The sequence below is a fragment of the Streptomyces sp. WM6378 genome, from assembly GCF_001279695.1.
Lineage (GTDB): Bacteria > Actinomycetota > Actinomycetes > Streptomycetales > Streptomycetaceae > Streptomyces.
Genome location: NZ_LGDD01000133.1, coordinates 80739 through 99671, shown reverse-complemented (window position 1 = coordinate 99671; position 18933 = coordinate 80739). Strand labels below are relative to the sequence as shown.

The window sequence follows — 18933 nt, the reverse complement described above, 5'->3', positions numbered from 1 at the left end:
GCAGGAAGGGCGCCCCGTTCCTCCCGCGCCCTGTCCTTCTTCGGGGAGCATCACGCGGGAGACCTGGAGGTCAGCCGCTCTCGGCGGCGATGGCGATCGTGAGGGCGGTGATCAGTACGACGAGGACCAGGACGTACGCCGTGACCACCCGGTGTGGACTCACAGGTCGGGCCGGAGCGGACGCGGCCCGTTGCGGGCCTGGAGGAACTGCGTGAACGAGCGGACCGCGCGGGCCAGCGCCCGCAGGTACGTCCAGTTCGCGAAGGGCCCGTCGCCAGGACCACGGTCGAGCAGCTCCGCCCAGTCCTGCAGCGCCCCAGCGACTCGTGCGTCCCGCCCCGATTCGGGCAACCTCGTTACGACACTGACCAGTTGCTCGCCACAGCCGAGCATGACAACGATCTGGCGGGCGTTCTCCTCGGGATCGGGCTGGTGCTCGAACCCGACCAGCGCCCGGTCGCAGTCCAGCGCGATCAACTCCAGTTCGCCCGCCGACGGCACGGCAGTCGGCGCGCTGTCCGCTGCTTTCTGATGCGTCACTGTGCCCACCGCGCTCCTCCTCGAAGCGGCCCTCGACGAGCCATCCGATCGGTCACAACGACCGTATGAGCGTGGGGAATGCGATAGGACTGACCCCGGGTACGTGTTATGCGGAGCGCCACGCCAGGACGGGAGGGCGTCATGGGCCACAAACCGCAGCCACGCAGGATCGACATCAGCGGGATCGTGTCCGGCTACGTGCTGCGCCTTGCCCGCGAGAGCATCCCCCGCACCCAGACCGGCCTGGCCGAGGATCTGCAGGTCGACCTCGCGACCCTCCAGGGCTGGGAGTCGGGCCGTCGCCCCCTGGCCAACATGAAGGCTGGCGCCCTGCTCGATCTGCGCCGCCGCTTACCCGCGCTCGGCGCGGAGACCGAACTGGTGCAGCTCCTGGACGCGGCGATGGACGCGGACCGCATCCTCAGCGGCGCGCTCAGCCCTCCGCTCCGGCTGGAGCAGCATCCGTTGGCGGAGTGGGTCCATACCCGTGCGACGGCCCATATGTTCGCCTGGGCGGTCAACGGAACCCCGCCCCCGATGCTGGCGAACCGGCCGGCGCCGCGTCGCCGTGGAGCCGTGCCGGAGGCGCCAATCATCCCTGTCCAACAGCGACTTGATCTCTTCACCCACCTGCGAGATGTCGCGGAAGGCGCATCCAGCACGAGCGGGACCGGAGTGCTGCTGCGCCGCCAGGCGGCGTATCTCACCTCGTACGACGACAGCCCCGACACCTCCGCATGGACGGCTCACGTGCTGCACAAGGGCCGGGGCGCGCTGTCCGTTCACGGCTGGTCGTCCCTGTGGCCCGAAGCCCGCTCGACCGCAACCGCCCTTGCCCGCCAGGGAGATCCGCAACCACTACGCGACTTCATCGAGCGCGCACTCGTGGACGACGATGCGGGCGAGGCGGCGAACCTGAACTACTGGGCGTACTGGCTCGGTGCCGCTTCCCGTCCCCAGCCCAGCGACCTGTTCATGCGGGACCGCGAACTCACCGGCTGGGACCCCATAACGCTCCTGCGCCTCCTGGCCCGAGGTCTCCAAGAAGCCCCTACCTATGTGGAGTTGTACGCCCACTCGATCTGGGCGCTGGTGCACGCGCATCCGTGGCTTCCGCAGGCCGCCCCTTCCGTGGCCGGCGTACTCGGTGAGAGGGTCGGGAAGATCCTCGACACCGGCGTGATCTCCCCCAGGTCCCGGCGCGATCTCTGCGCCGTGCAGTACCAGCTAAGCAACCGCACATGAGCAATGGAGGGCCACACATGGCAGACGACCAGAGCCGCGGCACCGCAGGGTTCCTGTTCGAGATGGGGATGCTCAAGAGGGCCAAGCGGTCCGGCTGGTGGATCGTCGGCGTCAAGGACCCCGAGACCATCGCGGAGCACAGCTTCCGCACGGCGATCATCGGGAGCGTCCTGGCCATGATGGAGGGCGCCGACCCCGCCAAGGTCGCCCTGATGTGTGTCTTCCACGACACCCAGGAGACCCGCGTCAGCGACATCCCCCGCATCGGCCGCCGCTACCTACAAGCCGCGACCAACGAAGCGGTGACCGCCGACCAGGTCTCCGCCGCCCACCCGGCCGTCACCGCCGGCGTGCAGCGCATCGTCAAGGAGTACGAGACCGGCGACAGCCCCGAGGTGATCGTGGCCCACGACGCCGACAAGCTCGAATGCCTCATCCAGGCCGTTGAGTACCGGGAGCAGGGCCACCAGAACGTCCAGAACTGGATCGACACCAGCCTCGCCAGCCTCAAGACCGCCTCCGCCAAGGAGCTGGCCGAGGCGGCCCTGAACATGCCTTCGCTGGAGTGGCAGCAGACCTATCTCCGGTAGGGGATGCGGCTCGACTGTGATCAACGCCGTCGCGCCGTTGGCGCCTGCGGCAGCGGAATGGCTGCCACAGGTTGATTAGGAGCGGCCCGGCGCTGCGTGACGCCGTAGGTCTTAGCTGCCTGGGCACGAGGGCTGGGTACGTGGCGTGGCGCTCGCCGAGGCGGCGGATGCGCCAGGTCAGTGCGCAGGCGAGGCTGTGGACATCGTCCAGGGGGCGCTGGCCGAGCGCTTGGTCGAGGACGGTGGCCGCGTTGTGCCCGGCGGCCTCTGCGTCGGCGAGCCCCTCCACCGACGACATCGCCCCGCACCCTCCCAGCCAAGCACCGCACACAGCCAGCCGTCAGCGACTTACCAACATCACCCGCAGAGTCACGGCATTGCATCAGGCGGGACGCCATCTGCTGGGGTGTGCCGGCCACGGCCGAGGCGAATGAGACATCATCGCGGCTTCCAAGAACAGAGGGTTACCCACGAGAGACCCTCCACTTCCCCCACCGGCTGGTGCCAACTGGCCAGCGTCTACGGCTACTTTCGCGTCCGTTACAGCCTCGAATAGGCACCTTAATGCTTAGGTTCAATAGGAGTGAATAAGCCAACTTCCTTGACTTGAGGGAGATCTGAGGGGGAATTGTGGCTTCCGTCACGGCTCTGCGGGTGAGGGAGTGGTGAAGTCGTTCGCGACCGCAAGGCATGATTCACCCTCTCTTTCTACAGGGGTTTGAGGGTTGAATTATGTCTGAAAATGCTTGTTCAAAGGAGGACGGCGCGTGCAGAGCAGCACTCACCGACGCAAGTTCAGCGCAGCAATTGCCGGAGTTGTTGTCGCGGCAATCGTTGGCACGGGGTTGGTCGGATCAGCGGAGGCGGCCGATCGCGGGAGCGATGGCGGCGCCAGGTCGGTGGCGATATCTCAGATGTCAGGTGAGGTTGACGCGTCCACCCCTGCCGAGTCGGGGCTGGACGGCGTGAGCGATGCGGAAGGTATTGCCGCGGTTCAGCGCGCGCTCGACCGCATCGCTGCGATCCCCGAGGCGCTGATCCAGAGAGTCGAGGCTGGCGACCCTGACGCGGTTCGCGAGGTGAGCGACTGGCTGGAGCGAAACCCGCAGGCTGCGCAGGCCATCCAGGCATTCGGGTGGTTCGGATGCGCGGCCGGGGTCGCGAAGTTCGCTGCCGAAAACGGAATCGGCGTCGCCAAGGCGTGGCGGCTCGTCAAGAACGGCAAAAAGGTGGCACAGGCCATCTGGGCGTACGTCAAGCACGGCCAATACCCTGGTAGGGGAATTGACGATGAAATCGTGAACCTCATCGTCAATTCCACGGGGCTGCCTGACTTGGCCCATGCATGCCTGTAGACGCGCACGAGGGAGGAACCTCTGATGAAGCGGACCCCGGAGCCGTCGCGCGCGCAGGACTCGGCTGACGAGCTGGGTGCTGCCGGCAGCGGTGTGGTCCTCACCGTCACGTTCCTGCTTTTCGCGTACATCCCCGCAACCTTCATCGGCGAACTCTTCGGCAACCGGGGCGTTCCGGCGTCCCCCTGGCTGGTGGCACCGGTGGTGGGGTTCGGACTGGCCGTGATGATGCTGTTCGAGCCGTATCTGCAGGGCCGTTCGTGGTGGAAGCGGGTTGACGATGTGTGGGGCGCCCTCTTGATGGGCCTGAGCGTCGTGGCCCCGATCGTCGTCGGTGTGGTGTGGCCGGTGTCCTTGTGGACGTGGCTGCCGCCGCTGGTCCCTACAGCGCTGTCCTTCGTGCCCATCGTGTTCGCCCGGTGGTTGGTCGCGCGCTGGCACGGGCATCTGCGAAAGCGGCAACGGCCTCGACTCGGCCCGTTCAAACCCGTTCCGAGGGTCGGCGAATCGGATTCCGGAGATTCCTGACCGGGGCCCGACTCAGATCGGCCTACGCACACATCATTGGGGCGCCCGGCAGCCTGCTGGGCGCCCCACCAAAGACGTCCGGTGCCGCCGCTGCCGCCGCCGGGCATGAAGATCGACCGCACCGTCCTCAACGCCGCGACCGTGCCCGGCTATGTGATCGAGGGCTTGTACAAGGGCCACGGCTTCGGCGGCGCGTTTTCGACGAGCCTGTTCGGTGGGGCGGCATGGGTGGCGCCGTAGGTACGGGGCAAAGCAAGCTCCTACGTCACGGGAACCCGCCCTGGTCACGGAGGTACCTGGTCCTCTCCCGCAGTTGTGAGCCCCATCATCTGTGCGGGTTTCACCGTCCTCGCCCCTGGGAGCCGGAGCCAGGAAGGCCGGCCCCCAGGGGTGCGTGTCGTGTCAGGCCGGAGCGGTCAGGCTCTGGATGAGAGCGCGGGCTTGGGGCGTGAGCCCGTTGAGGACATCCCGCGTATAGGGGGTGTCGGGTCGAGCGGCGAGGTCTTGGACGGTGGCCCAGTTCTCGGCGATCACCCGGAGGTCCTGTTGTGCTTGATGGATGGCGTTCTGCCGGTGGGCGAGGAAGTGTTCGGCACGCTGGTGGGCCTGGTCCCAGGTGATGTCCCCTTTCTCGACGAGGTGGACCGCGGGCGGGGCGGTGTCGCCGTCGGCACGGCGGAGGGCGTCGGTGTCCCGTACGTGGTGCCGGATTTGCGCCTCGTCGAGGGTGAGAAGGCCCTCGGTGACCTGCTCGGCGAGGTCGGGGGCGTGCTCGCGCAGGCGCTGGTACTGGGCCTCGACAGCGGCAGCGCGGGCCTTGTATTCGAGGGCGGTGTTGTAGGCGGCGTCGAGTTTGAGGGCGCCGGTGCGGACCTGTTCGGCCAGGTGCGGGGCGTGCTTGAGGACGGTGGCCGCGTTCGAGATGCGGGTCAGGCTGATGCTGTGAAGCTTGACGTGGTGGCGCAGGGAGTGTTCCGAAAAGGAACGAGCCATCGCGATGATCATGGCCCGCTGGCCCTTGCTGAGGCTCCGGCGGCGCAGGTTATAGGCGAGGATCAGCCCCTTGGGGTCGTTGCCGGTGTAGGTGGTGAAGCGGGGCTTCACGCCGGCGAGCTCGCAGGCGGCGAGACGGTTGCGGCCGTCCAGGAGGACGCCGTCGGCGTCGAGGACGATGTCGTGGTGCTGGCCCAGGGTCTTGATGGACTCGGCCAGGTCGTGCAGCTCGTCCTCTTCGAGCATCGGGAACATGGCGGTGGTGGGGTGGATCTTCAAGGGGCTCCTTGGCGGGCGGGTGTACTGCGGTGTGGTGGGGCCGGGGTCAGGCTGCGCTGAGGGGCTGGTGGTTATCGGGTGTTCCGGTGGCTGTTGGTGCGGGGAGTCGGGCCGCCGGGCGCGGGTGTCGTGCGTGCCATCGCGGGCTGCGGGTTTCCGGGCTGGTGTGTCTGGAGCGGGGTCGTCCTGGTCGTGCGGAGGCGGGCGGCTTCGGCGCTGCGGTTACGGGCGGGGTTGTGGCTGGTGTGTTGGATGCGGGTGATCAGGACGCGGGCGGGCTGGCGGGCGCTGTCCAGTTCGCGCTGGCCAGCGGCTTCCTTGAGGAGCCGGTGGGGCTTGTGGCCGCGGGCTTCGGCGTCGGCGAGGACAGCTGCGAGTGCGGGCCAGGCGGGGTCGGCGAGGATCCGCTCGGCTTGATCGGGCACGGCGGCGCGTACGTCACTGACGAGCACCAGGAGCGCTTGCCGTCTGGGTGGGCGGGCTTCGAGGTCGGCGAGCACCGGTACGAGTGCGGCGTCGGCTGCTGCTTGGAGGTGCTGGACGGTCTGGCGGGCGGCGTCGGCCTGCTGGGCATGTCCCTTGGCCTCGTGCCACCGTCCGGTGACGATCACTGCCCAACACACGGCCGCTAGCAGGGCGGCCAGGGCGCTGCCGTCGGGGCCGGTGGCGGTGTGCACGATGTCGCGGGCCGCGCTGCGCAGGGCCTGGGCGGCCCGGTCTTCGGCCCGGATCTGGGAGCGCTGGGCGCGGGCGAACACCTTGGTGGCGGCCCGGAGTTCGGAGCGCACCGCAGCCGGTGCCTGCTGGGCGGTGGCTTCGATCAGCTCGCCGAGGGCGGTGATGTGGGCCTGGGCCCGCGCATCCCCGCCATCATCTGTGCCTGTGCCGGTGTTGGCGAGGTCGGTGTGGAGGGTGTCGAGGGCGTCGGTGGCTCGCCGCCAGGGGGTGGTCGGCCGGTTGCGGCGGGCGGTGGGGTGCTCCTCCGGCACGACGCTTTCCAGGCGGGCCTTCAGCTTGGGCAGGGTGAGGTCGGGGGCGATCTTCCCGCCGGGGTGGAAGATCTGCTCGCCGTCCTTGTTCACATCGCCGGGCCGGCCGACCGCGTACCCGAGGAGGTCGCTGGACGGACCCCGCCGCGGCTTGACCACAATGTCAGCGGCTTCCAGGTAAGCCAGGAGCTCCTCGGCGCTGCGGGCGTGGGGGATGGCGGCGCGGATGCGGTCCTCCAACCAGGCGCGGCTGGTCTCCTCCCAGCCGAGGCGTTTCGCCTTGTGCATCTCGGCCTGGGTGGGGCGGCGTGTGGCGGTGCGGTCGCCCTTCTTCAACTGCCTGAGTCCGTAGTCCTTTTCGATCTGGCGGCATGCGTCGCCGACGCGCAGGCCGCTGTCGTGGAGTTTGGGGCGGCGGCCGTCTTCGCGGACGGTGGTGGCCAGGATGTGGATGTGGTCATCCGCGTGGCGCACCGCGATCCAGCGGCAGCCCAGGTCGTCCCCGGCCGGGGCGATACCGGCGGCCTCGACGATGCGCCGGGCGATCTCGCCCCACTCCGTATCGGACAGGTAGCGGTCTTCGGGAGCCGCCCGTACGGGGCAGTGCCAGACGTGGTCAGTGACCGGCTTGCCGAACTCGCTGTTCCGAAGGTGGACAGGTGCATCGAGGTGGCGGCCGAGTTCGGTCAACGTGGCGTTCTCGTCGCGGCCGGGGTCTGGCATGCCGAGCATCGCGAAGGAGGCCACGATGTGCGGGTCAAGATGCTCATCCTGACGGCCGGGACCGTAGAGGTAGGCGAGCAGGCCACGGGTGTTGGCCCCGGCCGGTTTGATGGCGGCGATCATGCGGCGGCCTCTCCTTCGTCCGGCTCGGCGCTCTGACGCAGGGCCTCGGCGATCAGCTCAAGGAGCTGCTGGAGCTCGGTCAGCTGCCGGCGGATGTCGGGTGGCGTGAGGTCGCTGTTGAGAGCGCGGGCGATCTGATTGACGTTCACGCCAATCCGGTTGAGCTGGCGCAGTACCTGGGCGCGGAAGTGGTGGGTGCGCCGGCGGTCCTCGGACAGCGGCAGGTTGGCGGTGAACCGGCCGTCCATGAAGGCCAGGACGACATCGGCGGCGAAGCCGGAGTCGCCCTTGTAGCCGTGCTCGGCGGCGACGTTCTGGAGGCGGGCACGCTCCGCATCGAGAAACCGCAAGGGGCCGACGCGTGCCGTGCGCTTGTCGCCGGTGAAGCGGCGGATCGTGGGCTGTGCGCTCTTCACGGCGGGCTCACCGCCGACACTCTCGGCGGCGCGAGCGGGGTGCAGGATGTCGCGCTGGGCGGCATGCACCGTGTCCGGGTCGGGGCCGCCCTCGGCCCCGACCTCTCGGCCTGGCGCCCCCTGGCGCTGGGCCGTCTCCGCCACCCCCGGGGCGGAGATCCCCGAAGACCGGCCATGAGTCGGACTCGGGGTACTACTGGCTCCGCCCGGGGCACCCCGACCGAACGCCCGCCGCCAACGCTCCATCAACGTAGGCGACTTCGTCAGTGGCAACGGCTCGCCTGGAACGTCCTCGGGGTGGTGCGGGTCGTGTGACATGGGCGGTTCTCCGGGGAGGGCTGAGGGCAGGCGGATGAACAAGGCCGGGGGGCCTGGGCGGGAGGCTGCCGCCGCCCTGTCCACAGGTGTGGATATACGGGCGGCGAGTGGGTTGGTGACCGGCTGGGCGGGTGACCGGAAGGGTTCCGATCACCCGGTGGAGCGGGCGGTCAGCCGCTGGTGGAAACGGTGATGCCAGCGGCTTCGAGTTCCGGCCGGAGGATCTTCATCACCCTGGTCATCCGTCCGCTGCCGATCGTGAGGTCCCTGTCCTCCACGGCCTCTCGGAGAAGGGCCCGGGTGAGCCTGCGGTGCTTATAGGCAGCGGTCCGGCCGATCTGAGCAAGCTCCTCGATCGTGGCCTTGGGCGGGCGGCCACCGCGCGGCTTGCTCTCCGTATCCTCGGTTGGTGGTTCCGCCCGCTGGGCGGATGTGACAGCCGGTGGATCGCCGGGGCCGGTGAATGCGGCGTCCAGCTCCGGACCGGAAGCGTTCAGTTTCTGAACGACACCTGCCTCCGGCTGATCGGAGACCGGATCCGGGTGCGCGGCGGGGTGGTCGACGAGCTGGTGGATCTGCCGCATCAGGACACCGAAGGCCAGTAGCGCTGCGGTCGGGGGAACTGCGGCGACCACGTAGTCGAGCCACGGCACGGTACTGACGTCGCGGCTGCCGCTGACCCCAGCCACATTCAGCGCGATGGAGCCGACCGATCCGATGGCGGTGACGGCGATGGCCCCCTTGTCGGTGACCCGACGCAGGCCCGCGTGGAGCATGAGCAGCTCGCCCGCGATGATGAACGCGTCCAGGGTGGCGGGCCAGGCCCAGCGGCGCACTGGCGACCTGCCCAGCCCGTGCTGGCCGGCGACCTCGGCCAGGTGCGCGTACGAGAGCCAGAACGCTCCGGCGGTCAGGACGACGATGACGGCCCCAGCCGCGAGGAGCGCGCGCCGCTCGGCGGCCTGCTTCGTCATCGCTCGCCGGTCTTCGCCGAGCTGGGAGCCCGGTGGCTGACGGCGCGTGAGGCGGAGAGGGAAAAGGGTGGTCAAGCGGGAAACTCCTGGGGTAGTCGTAGGTGCCGTCTTGGCAGTCTTGGCCGTTGCAAGCGCAGGTCAGAGCCGGTACGGCAGCAGTCCTGTTCTCCCGTCCCGGCGGGCGCTGCTCGCGCCTTGGGTCCTTCACTGCGGGGCTCAGGCCGCTCGTCGAACCCGGGCCCCCGCGGTGTGGCCCGGCGGGCCGGGACGGCGCCGTTGCGTCTCCCGTCCTGGCGGGCAGGGCTGCGGCCTGGGGCGATACGGCAAGGACGCTCAGGACGGCACAAGACGGATGCGTGCGGCGTCCTGGCGGGCGGCGCGGCGGTTCTTGATCGCGTTGCCGTCTTGGCCCCGGCTGCCGTCTTGCCTGTATGCCGGTTGACCTGCGAGATCACGGCAGGGACGGCAAGGACGGCAACCAGGGGTGCGGGGTCTCAGCCCTCGCCGAGAGCGGCAAGGCGCGTGTCCCTAGACGGGGCAGGCGAGGTGTTCCCTCAGGGAACAGGCGGGGCGTCCACTGAATGGACGGTGGGGCAGTAGCGCCGCCAGGCGTCGAGGAACTTGTTGCGCATGTAGCCCTTGCGCTGGGTTCCGTCAGCGAGGCGGACGTTGCCGGATTTGATGCCGTACTCGCGCAGCATCGCCCCCAGCTCGCGGGCGGTCAGCCCGCTCCGGCCCCACTCCGCCCAGGGGCCCTCGGGGTCCTGGCGCAGGTGGTGGAGGAGTTCGTCGGTGGAGAGGCTGTCGACCTCGCGCTGGGCGGCGAAGACCCGGCGGATGTCGGCGAGGATCCTCGCCCCGCTGGAGTGGTCCTCCTCGGCCGCCACCTCGGCGGCGACCATCCGCGCACACGCCGCGCGGGCCCGGCGCGGCCAGGACCCGCCCGCCAGGTCGGCGACGATCACCAGCGGCTCCCAGGTGTCGGCGGCACGGTCCTCCACCGGCATCTCCGGCTCCAGACCGGCCGCCTCGTCCAGCAGCGGCCGGGCCCACCCGGCAATCCGATCCCGCAGATCGTGCAAGGCAGGGGTGTCGCGTCGGGAGCGGAAGGGCTTGACGCTCTCGCCCTCGGCCCGGCGGCGCATGCGGATCACGATCGACCGGTCCATGATCGTGTCCGGCAGGTCGCCTATTCCCGCGATGGCCGCCATGGCGAACGTGGCGAACTTGTGCGGGGTGTGGTCGTTGCCGACGACCCGCGTGACGTACCGGTTGCGCTGGTGGCCGGCGTTGAGCAGGCCGCGCATCTCCTCGTTCTTCTCCGCCGCCTTCGGCGTGCCGAAGATGGTGTCCGCCTCGTCGACCAGCAGCGTCGGCGGGTTCTCCTCCGTGATGGACCGGAAGATCGCCGCCGGTGTGGTGTTGATGGTCAGCATCGGCGCGTGGACCGTCTCGGTCAGTACGTCAAGGAGACGCGACTTGCCGCATCGCTTTGCCGGTCCGACCACGGCCAGGCGCGGCGCGTGCTGCCACGCGGGCTGCAGATGCGTCCCCGCCACCCACAGCGTGACCGCGTCCAGCGCCTCTGGCGAGGGAAGGATCACGAACTGCGCTATCTGAGCCCGTAGTTCGTCCAGCAGTTCCGAGCCGTACGTCGGCTCCGGATCCGACACCGCCTCCTCCACGGGCACCTCCGCCGGAGCGGGGTTCTGCGCCACGGCCTCGGCGGCGGGTGCAGCTTCAGGTGTGGGTTCGGGGGTGTGGCGGCTGGGCCGGCCGGGGACAGCGGTCGGCGGCCACACCGCCGGAGCGGGGGTGGAATAGGACTCGGGGTTGGTGGGTTGCACTAGGCAGCTCCTCGGCTGGAGGTGGCGGGCTCGCACGCCCTGGCCACCGGGTTGGTGAACATCAAGCCGCTCTGGGGAGTTGATGGGGCCTCCGGCGTCGCACCGCCGGGGGCTTCCCCCTGCCCTGCGGACGCTGGGCCGCAGCGAGGGACCACGAACCGTACGTCCAGCACCCACCGCAGTCCAGCGTTTCTGTGTCAGCTCAGCGCAGAACCCTCTGCTACGTACACGTACGGTCATGCGGCCAGGCCCAGCAGATCCAGCAGGTCGGCGGTCACCACCCGGTAGGCATTACCGAGACGCAGCACCTTGCACGGGTACAGGCCGCGCTTCGCCAGCTCGTACCCCTTGCTCCGACCCAGCCGCAGGGCTCGGTTGCCGGTCTCCAGGTCAACGGCGGCAGGCAGGGCCAGCAGCTCCTCCCGGCTCATCCCCTTCGACCGGCCGGCGATCTCGTCGTCGCGCATACGCACTCCATCCATGGCACAGCCCTCGGCGAACGCGACGATCACGTCCGGCTCCAGGCCACTAAATCCAGGATGGCGAAGCTATTGTGTTTCCATGACACAACGCGATTCCGATGCTGGATACGACGACGAAGACGAGGACGACGTCCCCGAGTGGCCGGACCAGGTCATGGCCACCGTGGCGGGCGAAGTCCGGCGCCTGAGGAAGGAGTTGGGAATGAGCGCGCAGGACCTGGCGGACCGCTGCGAAGAGATCGGCCATCCGATCCCGCGCAATGTCATCGCCAACATGGAATCCGGCCGCCGTGCCAACCTGCCCCTGGTCGACGTCATCGTCCTGGCCGCAGCCCTGCACGTGTCGCCGGTCTGTCTGATCTACCCGCTCGGATACGTGGGCCGGGTTCAGCGGCTTCCGCTACAGCACTCCGTGCCGACCTGGGACGCCATGCGCTGGTTCACCGGCGACGACCCCGGCTCCAATGCCGTCAACCTCATGCTCGGCCTCTTCCGTGACCACGAACGCGACCAGCGTGCGGTCCTCGCCGCGCTCAAGGGCGAACGCCGCGAGCGCTGGACGGCGGAAGCCGCAGCCACCCCTGCCGAACGGGACGAGGCCCTGCGCGCCCAGGCCGACTACGCCGAAAAGGGAACCCTCGCCAAGTACCGGCTACGCGTCACCCGCAGCCGCATCCAGGAGGAGGGCGGAACCCCTCCCCACGTTCCGCACCAACTCATCGGTGCCTCCCCTGAAACCACCGGGCCCCAACTGCCCACTTACCTTGAAGAGATGGACATTTGAAGGGTTCCACCCACCGCCGCTGCTACTGTCGCGACGCGAACACCGGCAAGCCGCTCGGCAGGAACTGCCCCAAGCTGGCCGGCCGCAAGCACGGCTCGTACTCCATACGCCAGGAGCTCCCGCCCCGTGAGGACGGCACCCGCCGTTCATTCAACCGCGCGGGCTACGAGTCGCTGAAGGCCGCCCAGGCCGACCTCGACCACGTCCGTGGCTTGGTCGCCCTGGCCGACGCCGACGAGCCTGAGGATCTTGAGCGCATCGTCGCCCTGCTAGAGCAGGTCGTCGAGGACAAGGCCCCGCTCCCCGACATCGAGGAGACCCGGCGCCGCCTTCGGGCCGGGCAGGACCTCGTCGGCAAGATGACCGTCGGCGAGTGGCTGGACATCTGGCTGGCCGGCAAGAAGAGCCGCAAGACCACCATCAACGGGTACGCAGGACACATCCGTGTGCATCTGAAGCCCCGCATCGGCCACGTCCGCCTGGACCGGCTGAACGTCGGCCACCTGGTGGAGATGTTCGACGCGATCGCCGACGACAACGAGGTGATCGCGGCCGAGAACGAGGCCCGGCTCGCGCAGATCGCCCGGTGCAAGCCGAGCAAGCCGGGGCGTCCGGTCGCGACCGAGCGTCAGCAATTGGCCAAGGAGCGGGCCGCGCTCGCGGAGATGAAGCCGTTCCGGCGGCAGACCGGACCGGCGACGCGGCAGAGCATCCGCCGCACCCTGCGGGCCGCGCTCAACGCCGCGATCAGCCGCCAGTACATCACCTTCAACCCGGCGTCCCACGTCGAACTGGAGTCGGGCAAGCGGCCCAAGCCCCTGCTGTGGACCGACGAGCGGGTGGCACGCTGGCGGGCGACGGGCGAGAAGCCCTCCCCCGTCATGGTGTGGACCCCCGCTCAGATCGGCGTCTTCCTCGACGCCGCCGAGGGCGACCGGCTGTACCCGCTCTTCCACCTCATGGGTACTCGCGGGCTGCGACGCGGCGAAGGCGTCGGCCAGGAATGGACGGACGTCGACCTCGACGCCGGTCAGATAACCCCAGCCAAGGAGCTGGTCGTCGACGGCTGGGACCCGTACGAATCGGCGCCCAAGACGGACGGCAGCGCGAGCACCATCGCCCTCGACAGCCTGAACGTGGCTGTGCTGCGGGCACATCGCGAGCGTCAAAAAGCGGAGCGCGACAAGTGGGGCGCCGCCTGGAAGGAGACCGGCAAGGTCTTCACGCAGGAGGACGGCTCGTGGCTCCACCCGGAGACGGCTTCGGCGACCTTCCGGCGCATCCTCGCCACCACCGACCTGCCGCCGATCACCCTCCGGGACCTCCGGCACGTCGCCGCGACGATCACACACGGAAGCGGCGGCGACCTCCACACGATCAAGGAGACGCTGCGGCACTCCACGATCACGCTGACCTCGGACACGTACACGAGCCTGCTCCCCGAGGTCGACCAGGCGGCGGCCGAAGCGGCGGCGAACCTGATTCCCCGCACACGACGTGCCCGCCCGTCCGCCTCCTGACCAGGCCCTGACGGCGCATCCGCTCACGCATCGCTCACGCACCGGCCCCAACTGACCCTCAGAACACAGGAGCGCCCCGGCCGATGATCCCCGGCCGGGGCGCTCCTGTGCAGGTCAGAGGGGGTAGCCCCTCCCCCACTCGATGTAGGCCATGTCGGACTCGAACCGACAACCAACGGATTAAAAGTCCGCTGCTCTGCCAATTGAGCTAATGGCCCTTGGCGAGTCACCCCCGAGCATAGCCGGACGGCGCCCGGCAGCCGATCGGGTATCGGCTGTCGGGCCCGTCGCGGGTCGAACACCCGGGCCGCAAAGCCCCTCCGGCCCCGGGCACAGCGGGTCGAATCACCCGAAGCCGGCGGAGCCGCGGGGCGTCGCGGCACCCGGCACTTCATTCCCGCAACTCCCCCGCATCCACCGGCCGCAGGAACCAGTGCCGGGCCGATGCCAGCCACCACACCGTCGCGAAGCCCAGGACCGCCAGGACCGCGAGCGGGGCGTAGTTGAAGGTTTCCCAGGTCACCGGGGAGACCTGCGGCAGCATGAACAGGACTGTGATGACCGCCACCCAGGCCACCGCCACGATGCCGATCGGGCGGGACCAGCGGCCCAGGTGCCAGGGGCCCCGCGCGAAGGCGTCGCCGCGGAACAGGCGCAGCAGGGTCGGGATCACGTACGCGATGTACAGGCCAATGACCGCGATCGAGGTCACCGCCGCGTACGCCGTCACGTTGATGAGGTAGGGCAGGCCCAGGACGAGCGCCGCGCCGGCCGCCAGCCATACCGCTGCCACCGGCGTGCGGGTGCGCGGGCTCACCGTGTGCCACAGGCGCGAGAACGGCAGCGCGCCGTCGCGTGAAAAGGCGTAGATCATGCGGGAGTTGGCGGTCACCGAGGCCATTCCGCAGAAGAGCTGGGCGCCGATCACCACCAGGAGCAGGAGCTTGCCGCCGGTCGCTCCCAGGGAGTCCAGGAGGATCTGGGCGGGGGGCGCGCCCGTGTCCGAGTTCAGCTGGGTGTCGTACGACCCGATCGCGTACGTGAAGCCGAGGAGGAGGACGAAGCCCGCTATCCAGGACGTCCAGATCGAGCGGACGATGCCGCGCGGGCCGGCCGTCGAGGCGTCGTGGGTCTCCTCCGTCATGTGCGCGGAGGCGTCGTACCCGGTGAAGGTGTACTGGGCCATCAGCAGGCCGATCAGGACCACGTACACGCTGTTCGTGAAGCCCGTCTCGTTCACGAAGCGGGTGAAGACGAAGGACGTGGACTGGTGCTTGTCGGGGACGAGTGCCAGCGCGGCCACGATCGCCGCGACCCCGAACACGTGCCACCACACGCTCACGCTGTTCAGGATGGCGACGATGCGGACGCCGAACGTGTTCAGGAGGCCGTGCAGGAGCAGGATCGCCGCGAAGAGGAGGATCGTGCGGGCCGGGGTGACCTCGAAGCCGAACTGGAGGTTCAGGTACGCCCCGAGGAACGACGCCGCGCCGAAGTCGACCCCCGCCGTCACTGCGATCTGGCCGAGGACGTTGAACCAGCCCGTGAACCACGCCCACGCGGCGGCCTGGCGCGGCGGGGCCAGGCGGTGGGCCCAGAAGTAGAGGCCCGCCGAGGTGGGGTAGGCGGAGCAGATCTCGGCCATCGCCAGTCCCACGACCAGCGTCATCAGGCCCACCGCGACCCAGCTCCACGAGATGAGGGCGGGGCCGCCGGTCTTCATGCCGTACGCGTACATCGTCAGGCAGCCGGAGAGCACCGAGATGATCGTGAACGAGACGGCGTAGTTGGAGAAGGCCGACATGCGGCGGGCGAGGACCTGCTTGTAGCCCAGCTGCGCCAGGCGTTCCTCGTCCGACCCCGGCGCTCCCTCGGGCGCGCCCTCACTGGTGGTGCCGACGTCACTTGTCATGCCCCCGGTGATGCCCGCACCGGGGGCCCGACATGCCGTCGGCCGGTGACGGATCGACTGGATCCGGACGGCCGGGGGATCAACGTGTCTGTTAATACAGCGACTTGTACATGTTCCAGCCACCACCGAGCAGCTTCCGCTCACCGAACGCGCCGTTGCCCGCGCCCGGGTACAGCCAGAGCGTTCCGCTCTTCTCGCGGGCCAGCAGATCGGGCCTGCCGTCGCCGTCGAGGTCGCCCGCGCCCACCAGGGCGTCGAAGCTGCCCCAGCCGGCGCCGAGCCGGATCCGGTCGGCGAAGCCGCCCTTGCCGTTGCCGGGGTACGTCCACAGAACGCCGGCCGAGTCCCGGGCCAGCAGGTCGCCCTTGCCGTCGCCGGTCAGATCGCCGGCGCCGACGACCAGGAGCCCGCCCCAGCCCCAGCCCGCCTTGACCGGGTCCTTGAAGCCGAGGGCGCCGTTGTCGGAGTAGACGTACAGGTCACCGCCGGGCGTGCGGGCCACCAGGTCCGCGCGGCCGTCGCCGTCCACGTCGCCGGGCGAGACGAGGGTGTCGTACGCGTTCCAGCCCTTGCCCAGGCTCTTGTACGCCGTCGTGGGCGTCAGCGCGGCGCCGCAGCCCGGGGTGTACGCCCGCAGCTCGCCGCCCGCCGTCCGCACCAGGACGTCGTTGCACCGGTCGCCGTTGACGTCGCGGTACGGGATCGCGGCGGTCAGCGCGTTCGCCCCGGTCCAGCCCTCGCCCTGGGCCTGCGCCTCGCCCGCGACGCCGGGGCCGGTCCGCAGGTCGAAGCGGCCGGACGGGGTCAGCGCGAGGAGATCGGCGCGGCCGTCGGGGCCGCCCGCACCGACGAAGTCCCGCGCGACGGGGGCGCCGCCGGTCAGGCCGACCGTCCCGGTCCGGGTCAGCGCCGCGCCCTGCCCGTCGGCCGGGGTCACGGTGAGCGTCCAGGCGTAGGCGCCGTTGGCGGCGTACTGCCCGCCGTCCGCCTTCCCGTCCCACGCGGGCCGCACCAGGCCGCGCGCCTCACCGCCGGTGAGGGTGCGGACGGTGGCGCCCGCGCTGTTCTTGAGCGTGAGCTGCCAGGAGGCGGCGGGCTTGTTGAGCCACCAACGGGGCGTCCAGGAGCCGGAGTTGGCGTTCATGCGGGCGGGCGCGTCCGTGTCGAGCACGCTCAGCGCGGAGGTGGGGATGCCGGTGGGCGCGATGTGAACGGCGTCATCCGCATCCGTGTAGGCGACCGGCCCGCCGAACCGGTCCACGGCCCAGCCCTTGCCCGGCTCGCCCCGCTTGGGCGTACCCAGCGCGCGCGTGCCCGAGGCGCCGCGCACATCGGTGACGCTGAGCACGCCACCCTGCTGCCACGCCACGTACCCGTCGCCGAGCCGGGCACTCTGGTGCGCGGGCAGCGCGACGTTCCGCCTGGCGGCGGTGTCGTACACCCCGGAGGCCGAACTCCCGCACTCCCAAAGGAGATTGGTGCCGTTCGCCTGGAGGGAGGTGATGTCGCAGTCGCTCACCTTGGCGGTGGCGAGGGTCTTCCCGGTACGCACGTCGAGGGCCTCGGCGGAGCCGGTGGCGGTCTCCAGCCAGAGGGTGGAGCCGTTCAGGGCGAACGCGTCGCCGGAGTCGTGGCCGCTGTAGACCATCTCGCCGTTGTCGAGGTCGAACACCCGCAGAGCCGGATAGTTCGTCGTGGCCGCGTACCGTCCCGACACGTCGAGCGGGCCGAGCCAGCCGAACCGGCTCCGGTCGACCACGGTCCTGCCGGGCAGCGAAGCGCCCTCGCCGACGACCCGCAGGCCGTCCTCCGTCCGGTACACGAGCCGCCCGTCGCCCGTGGGCTGGAGCGGGGGGCAGCTGTCGTCGGCGCAGCCCTTCGCGAAGACCTTCGCGTCCACGCCGCGCTCGACGCGCTCGCCGGCCTGCGGCGTGCCGGAGACCGCGAGGTCGGTGCCGCGCAGCCGGACGGGGCGTTCGTCATCGGCCAGCACGTGGTCGAGGGTGCTCAGCCGGCCCTGCGCGAGGGACGTCCCGAGCGTGACGGTCCGCACCAGCGGCGCGGGCGCGACCTCGGTCACCGCGAACGTGCCGTCGGCGCCCGGCGCCCCGACCGCGACGACGGCCTGCTTGCCTTCCTCGGCCCGGGCGATCAGCATCGTCCCGTCCGTCCTGAACTGGGGCATCGCCGTGGTCCGGGCGAGGATCTCCCGCTCCGGCCCGCCGCCGAACGGCACCGCGACGAGGCGGTAGTTGAGCGAGGAGTACGTCGTACCACCGTCCGCCGCGATCCGGCGGGCCAGCACGACGTTGTCGCCGACCGTGCCGAGCACCCGGGCCCCGTCGGTGCGCGGGACCTTGAAGTCGAAGGCCGGCTTGAGGCCCGGGTCGCCCGCCTGGGCCAACTTGTTGATGTCCGCCTTGTTCCAGACCGTCATCCGGCCGTCGTCGTGCCACTGGGCGATGTGCGACCCGCTCAGCACCGTGCCGTACGGGACGTCGTCGAGGTGGGTGCTGCCTCCGAAGCCGCTCGCGGGCGCCCACTCCACCCAGCCCAAGTCGCCGTACTTGGCAGTGAAGAGCAGGCCGTCCTGGTCGGAGTCGAGCGGCAGGATGTCCGCGGACTGGGATCCGCCGACGTAGTTGTCCCGGACCGTCCCGTCGCGCCAGGACAGCCGGTGCACGGAGTGGCCGGAAATGCCGATCTGCTCGGTCATGACGGTCTCGCCGACGACCGCCAGGAAGTTCTGGTCCGGCGAGATGGTCAGGCTCCGCGACGAGCCGTTCTTCATGTTCCGCTGGACCACGGTGCGCCCGTCGTCACCGGTGAAGGCGACCCAGTCGGAGCCGGTCCCGTAGGCCACCGTCATGCCGTACGGCATGGTGAGCGGCTTGGTGACGCCGTCGGCGTACGTCGTCCAGTTGAAGCCGTCCTGCTTCCAGCCGGACAGATAGCCGGTCTCGCCCGCGCCGTTCAGGACCGCCGCGTTGTGTTCCGGCCGCTGCTCGGCGGGGATCGTCACCCCGGGCGGGGTGTCGGCGGCGAAGGCCGCCCCTGCGGTCAGCGGCGTGATGGCCGAGGCGAGGCCTATCGTGGCGGCTGCCGCGACAGCGGCGCGGAACAAGGTCTGACGTCTCACGTCGGTACTCCCCAGAACCCTTCGACGCAGGGGAGAACGCTGCGTGCGTCCGGCACCCTCGGTGCACGGAGAAAAGCCCCCCGGCTTCCCAAACCCCCCAGAACACCTCGACCCTAACAGCAGCCTCACAGAAACCAGCAGCCGGTTTCGAACCCGTTCAACCACCCCCGAGCCGC

General features: G+C 70.0%; 16 protein-coding genes and 1 tRNA gene. 7 read left to right on the top strand and 10 right to left on the bottom strand.

Going from position 1 to position 18933, the window contains the following annotated elements; all coding sequences use genetic code 11:
- Positions 1 to 159: 159 nt before the first annotated feature.
- Positions 160 to 549 carry a DUF6415 family natural product biosynthesis protein gene (locus ADK54_RS13985; RefSeq protein WP_053725932.1) on the bottom strand — a complete coding sequence of 130 codons (390 nt, stop codon included), beginning with the start codon at positions 547 to 549 and terminating at the stop codon, positions 160 to 162.
- A 132-nt stretch (positions 550 to 681) separates the two neighbouring features.
- Between ADK54_RS13985 and ADK54_RS13980 the strand changes: the two genes are divergently transcribed.
- The 5 genes from ADK54_RS13980 to ADK54_RS45935 all read left to right on the top strand — a co-directional run bounded on the left by ADK54_RS13980 (position 682) and on the right by ADK54_RS45935 (position 4498).
- A complete protein-coding gene (locus ADK54_RS13980) occupies positions 682 to 1785 on the top strand; it encodes an XRE family transcriptional regulator (RefSeq protein ID WP_234392051.1) in 1104 nt (367 codons plus the stop codon).
- A 17-nt stretch (positions 1786 to 1802) separates the two neighbouring features.
- Positions 1803 to 2375 (top strand): HD domain-containing protein, encoded by a 573-nt coding sequence (locus tag ADK54_RS13975; RefSeq protein ID WP_053725931.1) that lies wholly within the window; start codon positions 1803 to 1805, stop codon positions 2373 to 2375.
- Positions 2376 to 3142: 767 nt separating this feature from the next.
- Positions 3143 to 3730: a hypothetical protein gene (locus ADK54_RS13970; RefSeq protein WP_053725930.1), complete on the top strand. Its 588-nt coding sequence runs from the start codon at positions 3143 to 3145 to the stop codon at positions 3728 to 3730.
- 24 nt (positions 3731 to 3754) lie between these two features.
- Positions 3755 to 4258, top strand: coding sequence for a hypothetical protein (locus ADK54_RS13965; RefSeq protein WP_053725929.1), 504 nt, complete (start codon positions 3755 to 3757; stop codon positions 4256 to 4258).
- 81 nt (positions 4259 to 4339) lie between these two features.
- The gene (locus ADK54_RS45935; RefSeq protein WP_159047754.1) at positions 4340 to 4498 is read left to right on the top strand and encodes a hypothetical protein; all 159 of its coding nucleotides are present in this window, start codon (positions 4340 to 4342) and stop codon (positions 4496 to 4498) included.
- Between the two features lie 162 nt (positions 4499 to 4660).
- On the opposite strand, the gene ADK54_RS13960 is transcribed toward ADK54_RS45935, so the two are convergent.
- From ADK54_RS13960 to ADK54_RS13935, 6 genes are all read right to left on the bottom strand, one after another.
- Positions 4661 to 5530, bottom strand: coding sequence for a ParB N-terminal domain-containing protein (locus ADK54_RS13960; RefSeq protein ID WP_053725928.1), 870 nt, complete (start codon positions 5528 to 5530; stop codon positions 4661 to 4663).
- 71 nt (positions 5531 to 5601) lie between these two features.
- Positions 5602 to 7365 (bottom strand): relaxase/mobilization nuclease domain-containing protein, encoded by a 1764-nt coding sequence (locus ADK54_RS13955; protein ID WP_053725927.1) that lies wholly within the window; start codon positions 7363 to 7365, stop codon positions 5602 to 5604.
- Positions 7362 to 7925 (bottom strand): MobC family plasmid mobilization relaxosome protein, encoded by a 564-nt coding sequence (locus ADK54_RS13950; protein WP_053725926.1) that lies wholly within the window; start codon positions 7923 to 7925, stop codon positions 7362 to 7364. Before ADK54_RS13950 ends, ADK54_RS13955 begins: the two co-directional genes overlap by 4 nt.
- Positions 7926 to 8269: 344 nt before the next feature.
- A complete protein-coding gene (locus ADK54_RS13945) occupies positions 8270 to 9073 on the bottom strand; it encodes a DUF2637 domain-containing protein (RefSeq protein WP_078966368.1) in 804 nt (267 codons plus the stop codon).
- Positions 9074 to 9627: 554 nt separating this feature from the next.
- The gene (locus tag ADK54_RS13940) at positions 9628 to 10920 is read right to left on the bottom strand and encodes a DUF3631 domain-containing protein (protein WP_053725924.1); all 1293 of its coding nucleotides are present in this window, start codon (positions 10918 to 10920) and stop codon (positions 9628 to 9630) included.
- 236 nt (positions 10921 to 11156) lie between these two features.
- Positions 11157 to 11387 carry a hypothetical protein gene (locus ADK54_RS13935; protein ID WP_053725985.1) on the bottom strand — a complete coding sequence of 77 codons (231 nt, stop codon included), beginning with the start codon at positions 11385 to 11387 and terminating at the stop codon, positions 11157 to 11159.
- Between the two features lie 94 nt (positions 11388 to 11481).
- Between ADK54_RS13935 and ADK54_RS13930 the strand changes: the two genes are divergently transcribed.
- Both ADK54_RS13930 and ADK54_RS13925 read left to right on the top strand, forming a co-directional pair.
- Entirely contained in the window at positions 11482 to 12186 is a 705-nt protein-coding gene (locus tag ADK54_RS13930) for a helix-turn-helix domain-containing protein (protein WP_053725923.1), read from the top strand.
- On the top strand, positions 12183 to 13706 hold the full coding sequence (locus ADK54_RS13925; RefSeq protein ID WP_053725922.1) for a site-specific integrase: 1524 nt from the start codon (positions 12183 to 12185) through the stop codon (positions 13704 to 13706). The genes ADK54_RS13930 and ADK54_RS13925 overlap by 4 nt, the downstream gene beginning before the upstream one ends.
- 145 nt (positions 13707 to 13851) lie before the next feature.
- Here ADK54_RS13925 and ADK54_RS13920 read toward each other — a convergent pair.
- The 3 genes from ADK54_RS13920 to ADK54_RS13910 all read right to left on the bottom strand — a co-directional run bounded on the left by ADK54_RS13920 (position 13852) and on the right by ADK54_RS13910 (position 18757).
- Positions 13852 to 13924: transfer RNA gene (locus ADK54_RS13920), tRNA-Lys, on the bottom strand.
- A 173-nt stretch (positions 13925 to 14097) separates the two neighbouring features.
- Positions 14098 to 15618 carry an amino acid permease gene (locus tag ADK54_RS13915; RefSeq protein WP_053725921.1) on the bottom strand — a complete coding sequence of 507 codons (1521 nt, stop codon included), beginning with the start codon at positions 15616 to 15618 and terminating at the stop codon, positions 14098 to 14100.
- Between the two features lie 91 nt (positions 15619 to 15709).
- A complete protein-coding gene (locus ADK54_RS13910; RefSeq protein WP_159047753.1) occupies positions 15710 to 18757 on the bottom strand; it encodes an FG-GAP-like repeat-containing protein in 3048 nt (1015 codons plus the stop codon).
- Positions 18758 to 18933: the final 176 nt, after the last annotated feature.